The sequence below is a fragment of the Sphingobacterium sp. NPDC055346 genome (assembly GCF_053645235.1).
In genome coordinates, this window is the sequence record NZ_JBSHMI010000002.1 from 116976 (window position 1) to 129830 (window position 12855).

Below are 12855 nucleotides of genomic sequence, written 5' to 3' on the forward strand. Positions count from 1 at the left end.
TTGTAATCACATTCTTGGGTAACCATGTCCAGTTCTTTAAGGAATTGGGGGTTTCAAGGGGGTTACAGACTAGGCTTGAGTTTCATTTTTTTAAAGATTAACAGAATCCAGATTATGCTTACAAGAATTATTGAGTATTCCGTAAGGAATAAGCTCATTATCGCACTCTTGGTATTGGGGCTTATCGCTGTGGGGTCATATCAGCTTACTAGGCTGCCCATTGACGCAGTTCCAGACATTACCAATAATCAAGTGCAGGTTATTACAGTGGCCCCATCATATGGCGCAACTGATATTGAACGTTTGATTACCTTTCCAATTGAACAGGCCAACAATAATATTTCCGGCAGAAAGGAAATACGGAGTTTTTCGAGGTTTGGCCTTTCCTTAGTGACCATCGTTTTTGAAGATCATGTTGATATCTATTGGGCCCGGCAGCAAGTTGCTGAGCGTCTCCAAAAAGTGCAGCAGGAGATTCCTGCGGAAATAGGAATACCTGAGCTAGGTCCAATATCGACGGGTCTTGGCGAAATATATCAGTATGTAATCCGGGCCAAGACAGGCTATGAACGGAAGTTCAATGTGACAGAATTGAGAACTATCCAGGATTGGGTGGTTAGGCGACAGCTTTTAGGAGTACAAGGCGTTGCAGAGGTAAGCAGCTTTGGCGGCAAATTGAAGCAATATGAAATTGCCGTAAATCCAGATAAATTGAATGCCTATGGAATCACCATTCATGATGTTTTCCAAGCCTTGAATGATAACAACCAGAATACAGGTGGTTCCTATATTGAGAAAGGTCCGACGGTTTTATATATCCGTAGTGAAGGCCTTGTTAATTCCATTATGGATATTGAAAATATAGCCATCAACAAGGAGTCTGAAGTTCCATTATTTATCAGAGATGTAGCGGAGGTAAAGATTGGTTATGCCACACGTTATGGTGCCATGACTTATAATGATGAAGGCGAGGTGGCAGGCGCTGTGGTGATGATGCTAAAAGGAGCCAATAGCAGCCAAGTCATAAAGGAGGTAAAAAAGAAGGTTGCTGAAATCCAAAAAACACTACCTGAGGGCGTGCTGTTGGAACCTTTCTTGGACCGGACAAAGATGGTCAACAATGCGATAAACACCGTTGAAACCAACCTTTTGGAAGGTTCCTTGATTGTCGTTTTTGTGTTGGTGCTATTTTTAGGAAATATAAGAGCAGGCTTTTTAGTTGCTTCCGTCATTCCTCTTGCCATGCTGTTTGCCATCTGTATGATGAACCTGTTCTCGGTCAGTGGCAACTTGATGAGTTTAGGGGCCTTAGATTTTGGGCTCATCATTGATGGTGCGGTTATCATTGTTGAAGCGGTCATGCATCAACTGAGCAAGAATGCGAAATTCCAAGAATTGACCAATATACCGAACAAAAAGATGGATTCTATTGTGGTGGATTCAGCGGGTAAAATGATGAATTCTGCGGTATTCGGTCAGGTCATTATCTTGATTGTTTATCTTCCGATATTGACCTTAGAAGGCATAGAAGGGAAAATGTTTAAACCAATGGCAGAGACGGTTGCTTTTGCGTTATTGGGGGCATTTCTTCTCTCCTTAACTTATATCCCTATGATGAGTTCGGTTTTGTTAAAGAAAAGACAGCTAAAACCTTCCTTTTCGGACCGAATGATGAAAAAGATGGAAGCTCTATATCAAAGAATCCTATTTAAAGTATTGAGGTTGCCCAAACTTATCTTTTCCATTGTTCTAATCCTATTTGCAATATCGATATGGATTTTAAGTCGGATGGGAGGAGAATTTATTCCTTCTCTGGAAGAAGGAGATTTTGCTGTTGACACCAGGATATTGCCCGGAAGTAATCTGAATACCACCATTGAAAGCGTCACAAAGGCAGCGAAAGTCTTAAAAACCAACTTTCCGGAAGTAGAAAAAGTTGTTACAAAAATAGGTAGTGGGGAAGTTCCAACCGATCCGATGCCGATGGAAGCCTCCGATATGATGGTTATCTTAAAAGACAAAAAGGAATGGACATCAGCCAGGACCTTTCCAGAAATGGCAGACAAGATGGCAAAGGCATTGGAGGATGTGCCGGGCATAACCGTTGGTTTCCAATATCCGGTTCAGATGCGCTTCAATGAGCTGATGACGGGTGCTAGACAGGATGTAGTGCTCAAGATATTTGGCGATGACCTCGATTCCTTAATGGAAAGTGCCAAGAAGATCGGAAAGATTATCAATGAAGTTGAAGGAACTCAGAATTTATATATAGAGCCTATATCGGGATTATCCCAAGTGCTGGTAAAGTTTAACAGACCTGTCATAGCACAATATCATCTTTCCATTGCTGAAATCAACAAGGTCATCAATGCTGCCTTTGCAGGGCAGCAATCAGGTCAGTTTTTCGAAGGGGAGAAGAGGTTCGACATCGTAGTGAGATTGAACCAGGATCTACGACAAAACCTTCGACAGGTTCAGGATCTCCTTATACCCACGAAAGAAGGAGTGCAGATTCCTTTGTCCAAATTAGCAACAGTGGACATCGTCCAAGGACCCAATCAAATTCAGCGAGAGAATGCGCAAAGAAGGATTGTAGTGGGTTTTAATATTAAGGATCGGGATGTTCAGAGTATTGTTGAGGAACTTCAAGGTAAAGTGGAACAACAGATTAAGCTTCCAGCTGGTTATTCCATTTCCTATGGTGGTTCTTTCGAGAATTTGAATAATGCAAAAGGTAGATTGATGATTGCTGTTCCAATAGCCTTAGCGTTGATTTTTATCCTGTTGTTTTTGGCTTTTAAGTCAATCAAAGAAAGCCTTCTGATCTATACGGCGATACCCTTGTCTATTATTGGAGGGGTGTTTCTTTTGGCATTCCGGGGGATGCCGTTCAGTATCAGTGCTGGGGTAGGGTTTATCGCTTTGTTTGGTGTGGCTGTTTTGAATGGAATTGTGTTGATCTCGGAGTTCAATAGGTTGAAGAAAAAAGGGATAAGGAATATTGTCAGGATTGTTATTGATGCTGGCGAAAGCCGTTTGCGCCCCGTCTTGATGACTGCTAGTGTCGCTTCATTGGGATTTATCCCAATGGCAATCAGTTCAGGGGCTGGTGCAGAAGTTCAAAGACCCTTGGCAACCGTGGTCATTGGAGGCTTGATGGTTGCAACTTTGCTGACACTGTTTGTTCTTCCATTGCTTTATGTCACCATTGAAAATGGATTTAAAATAAAGATTAAAAAGCCTGAAACATTAGTTATCATTTTCTTGTTCATGAGTTCCTTTTTAGGTAATCAGCTTAATGCACAGACTCCTATTTCACTAGAGGATGCCATGCAATTGGCCATAAAGGAAAATCGCAATATTAAACTAGAGAAACTAAAATCTGACTATGCGAAAAGTTTGATAAAGACAGCTAGCTCCGATATTCCTCAGTTTGGGATCAATTCTGAATACGGCCAGGTCAATAGTGCCAATACGGATATCCGATTGAATGCCTCACAAAGCATTGCCTTCCCAACGGTTTACAGCAAACAAAAAGGCTTATTTACTGAGGAATGGAAGAAAAGCGAATTGCATATTGATATGAAAGAATATGAGTTGAAGAAAGCCATTTCCTTGACTTACTATGAGATGTTGTTCTGGAAGGACAAGACAAAGCTTTTAGAAAGTTATCATCAGCTGTATTCTAAGATGGCGGAGAAAGCAACCTTGCGTAAGAAGGCTGGAGAAAGCAATATATTGGAACTGAGTACAGTGGAGAACCAAAGGTCATCGATTGGTGTTCAGGTCATGCAAATACAACAGGAACTTGAAATGTTGCATAAGCGTTTTAATTGGCTTCTCAATTCCAATTCAGCATTCACGGTGATAGATGAAGCTCATGCAAAACTTGCTTTTCAAGAGGGTCAAGACAACCCTCAAATAAGTCTATTGGAACAAGAAGTTGTCATTTCTGCTAAACAGGTTGAATTGGAGAAATCTAGGCTATTGCCAGAGTTGACACTAGGGTATAGTTTGAATAGTTTCAAAGGGATTGGTCCAAACGATATCTATTACAATGCCGTTCCAAGGTTTCATACTGTACAGTTCGGGATAGGCTTGCCCATTTTCTCCTCAGGACAAAGGGCCAAAGTGAAAGCATCAAGGATATCAGAAAACATAGCAGAGAGCAATCTTCAAAACTTCAGATACAGCATGGAAGTTCAAAGGGAGCAGCTACATATTGCTTATCAAAATTCCTTAAAGATTGTCAATCAGTTTGAATCAAGTGATTTAAGGCATGCCCAAATAATTTTGGAATCTGCCCAAAGTCAATTTAATAATGGAGAGATCAATTACTTGGAATACGTGATGCTTTTAAATCAAACCGTACTGGTAAACAATAATTACCTAGATGCTTTGTGGAAGCTCAATGAAGCTGTCATTCAATACAAATTTCTTCTTCTAAATCAATGATCATGAAAATTATAAAATCAATTTATTTATATATATCCTTAATCCTGATGAGCATCATGTTTGCATGTTCAACGAAGGTAAGCGAACTGCAAAGTGTGGCAAACAAAGTAGAAGAGGACCTAGTCATTTTAACGGACGCACAACTAAAAAATGCAGACATCGAAGAAATGGAAATCTCCGATCAGCAGATTTCAGTGATGTTAAAAATGAATGGCAAGATTGATGTGCCTCCACAAAACTTAATATCCATCAGCGCACCTTTAGGAGGATATTTAAAGCAAACAGATTTAGTGACGGGAAAGAAGGTGGCCAAAGGGCAGGTTCTTGCCATATTGGAAAATCCACAGTTTATTCAGTTGCAACAAGATTATTTGACTGCAAAATCGAAGTATAACTTTGCCAATCTCGATTATATCCGTCAGCGAGACTTGAACCAAGCCCAAGCTAGTAGCGACAAGGTTATGCAAGCTGCAAAATCTGAAATGGAAAACCAACAGGTTCTTATGAACACAATTGCACAGCAATTGAGGATGGTCCATATAGATCCTAATCAAATAAGCTCAACTAATATTGTCAATCATGTTGCTGTGTATAGTCCGATTAATGGATATGTCAGTAGAGTCAATGTAAATATCGGGAAGTATTTAAGTCCCACCGACGTCCTTTTCCAATTGATCAACCCCAGCAATATTCATCTCAGCATTAAAGTTCTGGAGAAAGACTTGGAAAAATTAAAGGTTGGACAGGAGTTAGAAGCCTATTCAAACCTAGATCCTCAGACTAGATACCCGGCAAAGATCCAATTGCTGGGGGCCATAATTGACGAAAATGGATTGGCAGATGTTCAATGTCAGTTTACCCAAAAGAACCTCAATTTAGTTCCGGGTACTTACATGAATATAGAAATTGCATCACAGACTGCTTTTTCAAAAGCATTGCCCGAGGAAAGCATCGTAGATTACAAGGGACAGAATTTTGTGTTTGTTCATGAAGGCAAGAATACCTACCGTATGGTAGCAGTTTCTTTAGGCGAGTCAGATAAGGGATTTGTACAGGTGTTAAATGCACAGGATTTTTCGCAGAAGAAGGTTGTCAGCAAGAATGCCTATACGCTTTTGATGAAATTAAAGAATACCGAAGAAAAATAGTGAAGAACAGGATTTAAAAAATGAGCTGTCCATCTCGACAGCTCATTTTTTTAAGACTGATTAATTTTCTTGGTAACCACCATAATATTTAACTGGGCTCCATGCGGGAATCACTTCCAGTTTTTCTTTGCTGAATGCTTTGAACTGATCATCTGCAAATACTATTTTCCCATCTACGATGGTTAAGTTAGATTTTAGTTTTTTGATATCATCTTCAGGAATGGTAAAATAATCCTGATCCAAAATGATCAAATCCGCATAATAACCTGGTTTTAGCAAGCCTTTTTCATTGCTTTGTTTGATAAGGTCGTAGCCTCCTTTTGTCATAAGTTCAAGAGCCAGTGTGCGGTCCAATCGATTTTCCTTTTGTAGGATTTCGGTATTTCCAACCGTCTTTCCAGAGACCAACCAATGGATTGCCAACCAAGGGTTGAAAGATGAGACCCGGGTGGCATCGGTGCCTAATCCGACAGGGATTCCCATTTCTAGGATTTTATGGATGGGTGGCGCTTGATTCGCAGCCTTCTTGCCATACCTTCTGATAAAATTCTCACCTTGGAAAGACATCCTATTTTGAATGGCAATCCCTCCGTTTAATGCTTTGATCCTTTTTAGGTTTGCATCACTTACCGTTTCCGCATGGTCAAAAAACCAAACAAGGTCTCCCAATGGAATTTCCTCATTAACGGCTTCGATTACATCCAACATCCTTCCAATGGTTTCATCATAAGTAGCATGCAATCTGAATGGCCATTTATTGTTCACCAACAATCGGATTACGGGCAGCAATTGAGTTTCCATGGATTCTGGTAATTCCGGTCTCGGGAAAAGGAAGTTCTCAAAATCTCCGGCATCAGAGACGATATTCTCGCCTGCACCAGCTACATAATAATCTTTGGGTACCGCTGTTGCTTTTGGATGTATGCCCACATCAACCATGCCTACCCATTTGGTATAGTCATTCAGCTCTTCACCCTTTTTCTGGGCGAAAAGGTAATGTGGAAGTCGAATGCTGATCTTTCCTTCTTCATTCAATTTATCGGTTATGCTATAATCATCCGGATAGTTTTGGAAACCACCACCAGCATCCATAACAGAGGTGATGCCTAGGCGATTCAATTCTGTCATGTAAAGTAAGGTTGAATTTATCTTTTCTGCGTCACTCAGCTCGGGCAGTTTGGAAAGGGTGGAGTACAAGATAAAAGCATTGGGTTCTGCAAATAACATCCCAGTTGGATTTCCGTTTTTATCTTTCTCTATTAATCCTCCAGGAGGATTTTCACTCTCCGAGTTCAGTTTCAGGGCGGCAACCCCCGCTTTGTTTAAATACACTTTTCCGTAAAGATAAAGGACGAAAGTCGGTACATCGCCGGTAGCTTCATTGATTTCCTCAAGTGTAGGGAAGCGTTCTTCCTTAAACTGATTCGGAGACCAGCCACCAACAACTCGCACCCATTGGCCTTTTGGAGTCCGTTCGGCTTGTTCTTTTAACATCTGAAGTGCTCTTTCCAGACTGCTCACTCCATCCCAGCGCAATTCGCTGTTGTAGAATCTGCCAGCTCGGATCACATGGGAATGGGAGTCAAAAAGACCAGGAATTACTGTTTTCCCTTTGGCATCTATTGTTTTGCTGGATTTTCCTCTCAACTTATTGATTTCAGCATTGCTGCCTAAGGCTAGGATTTTATTGCCTTTGATGGCGATAGCTTCAGCAGTGGGATCAGCATTGTCCATGCTATGGACTTTCGCGTTATGGATAATAATATCTGCCTTCTCTTGTGCCGATAATTGCGAACTGCAAAAAACACAGAGTATAGTAAGGTAGGCAAGTGTGATGTAGTGATTGAATTTTCTCATGATAGATATGTTTAAGGAACTAACTGCTTGCAATTTTGGCTTTTGAAAAAAACAGGCTGTAATAGAGCAGGACCAATGTTGCCGGAATCAACAGGACGACTAAGCCATATTTTGCAGAAAGCAGGGCTCCAGAGATACAGCCAATCAAGAACCCGACAATTAATATGAGCATCCTCCAGAAACTTTTTCTGGCATCAACATCTTTTTCCTTGCCCATAAAAGCATGACAAAAATCCAATGTTGCCTTAGTCACATTTCCAGTCATCACCGTCGTTGGTCCAAAAGTAGATTTACCATAGAGTTTATTGATGGCATTTTTAATACCTAGAGCAAACACTACAACCAGCACTATTCCGAAATTCACTAACGATTCAATGGGATAATCTTTACCGATGAAATGCGCGAGCAGTCCCGAGATAGCTAATATGGTACCCATTACTAAATAAAGAGTACGTTCATTATTGATTTTGCTGTTAAGGTATCCCGTAAAATAAACAGCAACAATAAATACAGGAAAGGTCAGTAATATCCTGTAATCAGAAAGTTGCGGATTGTGGATCAACTTATTGGCAAAGACGACAAAGTTTCCCGTCACATGGGCAGAAAAAACTTCATTTCCAGAAGTAAATGTTGCGGTATCGGCATAGCCGGCAACAAATACCAAAAGAAAATTAGCGATGATTTTTGAAATGTTGTTTTCCATGTTTTTTAATGTAGAAAGTTGTTTATGATCCAGTAGTCCACTGATTTGGTTCCTGCTCCAAATAGTACCAGCAACAATAGAGAAAGACTGTACATAAAGGGCACATCTCTTTCTACCACACTATCTTTCCTGTGGATGACAAAGTATCCGATAGCCGTGATCATTAATGCTGGCAGCATAACTAAGCGGGTACCAAGCCCTATGACTCCTAATAATGGAAGATATAGGGTGGCGAATACTGAAATTAAATTATTCAGTTTTTGAGGCAAACCCAAAGGATTTGGGGTGTCGTGATGGCTGTCCGTTTTCTTTAGACCATGCACTCGCATCAGTTCGATCATCAATAACACCCTGAATCCAAGGAATACCCAATTGTTAAATTCTGATCCTAAATCAGAGTATAATAGTTTGGTTATTAGCTCTTGCATGGATATTTATTAAAATGAAAAACAAGAACAGCCTAATGTACCCCAGAAGGACGTGTAATTATTTACTGGGACATTGCTCATCCTAGCTACATTATGGTTATGACCATGAACATTGCATGAGCCGATACATGCGTGGATGTACTGTGCTTGCGCTTGGGCCATAGCCTTTGCTTTCGCCGATTTGACATCGCTGCTATTCTTATTGTAACTAGAAAGTTCTAGATTGTTAGATCCAGGGAAATAGCCATTGTAGTTTTTGGTCGGAGACCAATCCGGTAAAATTGGAAGGGCAGGAGGCGCTTCGTTTCGGAAATCACCTTTAGCATAGACGATCTTACCCCCAACAACGGTCAGGTCAGCTTCGATATCTTTGATTTCCTCTTCTTGAACATTGAAATAATCACGGTCCAAAACAACCAAGTCTCCTAATTGACCTACTTTGATCTCGCCCTTTTTGCCTTGTTCGTTTGAGAACCAAGAGCCACCTTTGGTATATAGTTCAAGAGCGGTTTGACGGTCTAAAATGGTTTGATCGGAATAGATTTTCTGTCCACCTACTGTTTTTCCGGCAGCTAACCAGTATAGGCCAACCCATGGGTTATAACTTGCAACACGAGTGGCATCAGTACCTCCGGCTACAGGAATACCCATCTCCAACATCTTTTTTACTGGTGGGGTATGTTCAGCAGCATCTTTGCCATATCGTTCGGTAAAATATTCACCTTGGTAGGCCATTCTATGCTGAATTGCAATACCACCGCCCAATGCTTTGACACGTTCAATGTTTTGTTCGGTAATGGTCTCAGCATGGTCAAAAATCCAATGCAATCCATCAAAAGGAACTTCCTTGTTTACTTTTTCAAAGACATTTAAGAATCTATTGATACTCTCGTTATAGGTCGCATGTAACCTGAATGGCCATCTGTTGGTAACCAAAAGCTTCACCACTTTTTCCAGCTCTTCTTCCATGGTTTCTGGAAGGTCAGGCCTTGGTTGCAAAAAGTCTTCGAAGTCAGCAGCAGAATAAACCAACATTTCGCCGGCACCATTATGCCTATATTTATCATCCCCTTGGAAAAGCTTTACACTGTCTATCCAGCCTTGAAAATCTTGATATTCCTCTTTAGGTTTCTGTGTAAATAGGTTGTATGCTATCCTTACGGTCAGTTCATCTTCATCCCTTAAGGTTTCGATGACTTTATAATCATCCGGATAATTTTGTGAACCACCGCCAGCATCGATTACACTGGTAATCCCAAAGCGATTCAACTCACGCATAAAATGTCTTGTGGAATTCAAGGACTCCTCAAAACCTAATTTTGGACCTTTGCCCAATGTCGCGTACAAGATGGTCGCATTTGGAGTCGCTAGGATCAAACCTGTTGGATTGCCATTGGCATCCTTTTGGATTTCTCCTCCCGGAGGGTTAGGCGTGTTTTTATCATAACCGACAGCACGAAGGGCAGCGGCATTCAAAAATGCTCGGTCATATAAATGAAGGATAAAAACAGGGGTATCAGGAGCGATGGCATTGATCTCCTCCAAAGTAGGCATCCTTTTCTCTGCAAACTGCTGTTCTGTCCAACCGCCTACAACTCTGACCCATTGCGGACTCGGTGTGATATCCACCTGTTCCTTAAGCATTCTCAAGGCATCAGCCAAAGAAGGTACTCCATCCCAACGCAGCTCAAGATTGTAGTTCAGACCACCGCGGATTAAGTGGGTATGTGAATCGTTGATGCCCGGGATAACCGTTCTTTGCTGCAGGTCCACAAGTTTGGTCTTGTTGTCCGAAAACTCCATCACTTCCTTGTCGGTACCAACCGCAATAAATTTATCATCTTTTATAGCCACTGCATTGGCTATCTGGTTTTCTTTGTCTAAAGTATTAATCTTTCCGTTATATAATATTATGTCTGCTTTCATGATTATTTATTTTTAAAAATTATACTTCTAAAATGAATATTGAATTCCCAATGCAGCTGAGAACAGGTCTACAGCATCCGATTCCTGTAAGAATTGATCGGTTTTGAAATAGGCAAAGTCACCCATGAGAACAAGTTTTTCTTTGAGGTGATACTGAGGGCTGACTTGAAACTGGCTACCAATGTTTCTTGATTCCTGATTTAGGCTTTTTATCAAGGGATTTCCGCCTACATCATATACGGCATCTTCACTCGAGTTCCTCCAGAAATAGATGTATTCTAAGGAAACTGTAAGGTCCTTGATAGGATTGATTTTGCTGTATAGATGGATGTTGGTTAAGTTTTTAGGACCGATGATCGGACTTAATCCAAAATAGGCTCCTTTTGGATAGATAGGATCGAAGGTATTCAGCGTTTGATCTGTTGAATCCTTGTCTCCGCTGATGTATTGCGCTTTTAAGCCTAAAATTGGTTTCCAATCTAATTCCGCAAACTTATACGTGATATGAGCTGAGGCCGTAGAGGAGTTGATCTGTTCCCCTGTATTAGCCTTTCCCCATTGAAGGAGTGCTTCTAGATCATAAGTGAAGTTTGAGGTGCCTTCCCAAATTCGAAGCCCTAAAGAGTGCTTCTTGGTTTCATAACTATGTAGGTTGATAACTTCCTTTTTTCTATGGGTACCTAAATAGTAAAGGTCAAAATTCTGGATCACAGGAACATGATGCTTAACAGCATATATTCCCCATAGCACATTGTTCTGATTTAAGAATCTATCATTAAAGAAACCGGTCTTGGCTTGAACGTATGTGGAAAGAAAAGCATCAATCGACAGGTCATTTTGTTCATATTTAACCTTGATGGCATCAAATGACTGCCTGTTGTTAGGTCCTTCCCGAACAGAAATAATCCTTTGTGAACCATATTGAAGTTCCTGTCTTCCTATCGTCGCTGAAATCTTATTCGAGTTATTGATATTATGGGAATATTTATAATACGCTTGATGTAGATCCAAAACATTTTCATCGACGGGGGACACCGGTTTAGGTATTCCATTTGCCAATCCACTTTGGAACTCAACCTTGAATTGATGGGATGCACCTACATTTAAGGATGCATTCCATAAAAATCGAGTCAATAAGTAATCGGAATCATTTCCCTTTTTCCAATTTTGATTGTTGAAATGAAAATATTGCACGCGGATATCTCCTCCCTGTTTGAAATTGGTTTTGTTTGATCGTTCTATGGAATCTTGCTGTTGGGAAAAACCAAAAACTGGAATTAATGATATGATTGAAATAAAAATATATCTGCTAATAGTCATTCGCCAGTTTTTGGTTTTGTTCATCTTCTACCTTAAAATAATAGGGTTAGAGGATTAATTGTTTTTATTAAGCATGTGTTTCGCATAGTGCACACCTAAACCGTATGATCCTGCTCTTTGCTTGATTAAGTTGTTTACAGGTTCGTAAGTTTCTTGACGTGCCCAATCTCTCTGTAGTTCCAATACATATTGAACAGCAGTGATCGGAATTACACCAGCTTGTTGCATGCGGATTAAGGACATGTTATGGGCCTCAGGTGTAATGTCACCACAGGCATCAGTAACAACATATACTTCAAAACCTTCTTCAATTGCCGAAAGTGCTGGCATCGCAATACACACACTGGTCCACAGACCAGCCAATACCAATCTTTTCTTTCCTGTGGCTACGATGGCGTCATGGGCATTTTGGTCTTCCCAAGTGTTCATTGTGGTACGGTCGATACAAGGATGGGTTGCTTGCGGATATACATCTTCGATCTCAGGGAAAACTGGTCCCGAGAATGTTTCTTCGGCTACTGTAGTTACGATGGTAGGGACATTGAAGATTTTAGATCCTCCGGCTAGCAAGGCTACATGGGCGCGCAACTGCATCATGGGGATGGATGAGGTTGCAAAAGCCATTTGTCCTTCATGGTCGATCAACACTAAAGCATGGTTGTCTGGTGTCAGAAGTGATTTTGCTGGGGTTGGATTTTTGGATGTCATGGTCTTTGTGATTAAATAGTGAAAAAAAATATTTAGTTAATTAGTTTCGCGGGTATTAAAATAATGTTTAAAACCTAAAACATATTTCAAAGTTATTTCCTGAATGATAACTATCCATTGATTTATGTTAATAAATTTAAAAAGAACAATTAAATGTTTAACCATCTAATTTCCAGTTTGTTTTCACAATTAATGTTAAATTATTAACAGCAGAGTAGGGATGTGTTCTTTGCTTTAGGCAAGGTTTTAAAAGAAAATTCTAACAGAAATCTTAAAAAGATGAAAAAAATTTAAAGTTATTAACCAAAAA

8 protein-coding genes are annotated in these 12855 nt (G+C 40.4%); 2 read left to right on the forward strand and 6 right to left on the reverse strand.

Features of this window, described 5'->3' with window-relative positions; translation table 11 throughout:
- The first annotated feature begins 114 nt into the window (after window positions 1–114).
- The gene (locus tag ACWICE_RS04825; RefSeq protein WP_454297769.1) at window positions 115–4455 is read left to right on the forward strand and encodes a CusA/CzcA family heavy metal efflux RND transporter; all 4341 of its coding nucleotides are present in this window, start codon (window positions 115–117) and stop codon (window positions 4453–4455) included.
- A gap of 2 nt (window positions 4456–4457) precedes the next feature.
- Window positions 4458–5603, forward strand: coding sequence for an efflux RND transporter periplasmic adaptor subunit (locus ACWICE_RS04830; protein WP_454297770.1), 1146 nt, complete (start codon window positions 4458–4460; stop codon window positions 5601–5603).
- 60 nt (window positions 5604–5663) lie between these two features.
- Here ACWICE_RS04830 and ACWICE_RS04835 read toward each other — a convergent pair whose 3' ends face one another.
- From ACWICE_RS04835 to ACWICE_RS04860, 6 genes are read right to left on the reverse strand one after another with little or no spacing between them, the layout of a single operon-like run.
- Complete coding sequence (locus ACWICE_RS04835; protein ID WP_454297771.1) at window positions 5664–7460, reverse strand: amidohydrolase; 1797 nt, start codon at window positions 7458–7460, stop codon at window positions 5664–5666.
- Window positions 7461–7479: 19 nt separating this feature from the next.
- Window positions 7480–8163: a YoaK family protein gene (locus tag ACWICE_RS04840; RefSeq protein WP_185211731.1), complete on the reverse strand. Its 684-nt coding sequence runs from the start codon at window positions 8161–8163 to the stop codon at window positions 7480–7482.
- A gap of 5 nt (window positions 8164–8168) precedes the next feature.
- Window positions 8169–8591, reverse strand: a complete 423-nt coding sequence (locus ACWICE_RS04845) for a DoxX family protein (protein ID WP_185217025.1) — start codon at window positions 8589–8591, stop codon at window positions 8169–8171.
- Window positions 8592–8600: 9 nt separating this feature from the next.
- On the reverse strand, window positions 8601–10517 hold the full coding sequence (locus ACWICE_RS04850) for an amidohydrolase (RefSeq protein ID WP_454297772.1): 1917 nt from the start codon (window positions 10515–10517) through the stop codon (window positions 8601–8603).
- 27 nt (window positions 10518–10544) lie between these two features.
- Window positions 10545–11837 carry an alginate export family protein gene (locus ACWICE_RS04855; RefSeq protein WP_454297773.1) on the reverse strand — a complete coding sequence of 431 codons (1293 nt, stop codon included), beginning with the start codon at window positions 11835–11837 and terminating at the stop codon, window positions 10545–10547.
- Window positions 11838–11891: 54 nt separating this feature from the next.
- On the reverse strand, window positions 11892–12545 hold the full coding sequence (locus ACWICE_RS04860; RefSeq protein ID WP_454297774.1) for a hydrolase: 654 nt from the start codon (window positions 12543–12545) through the stop codon (window positions 11892–11894).
- Window positions 12546–12855: the final 310 nt, after the last annotated feature.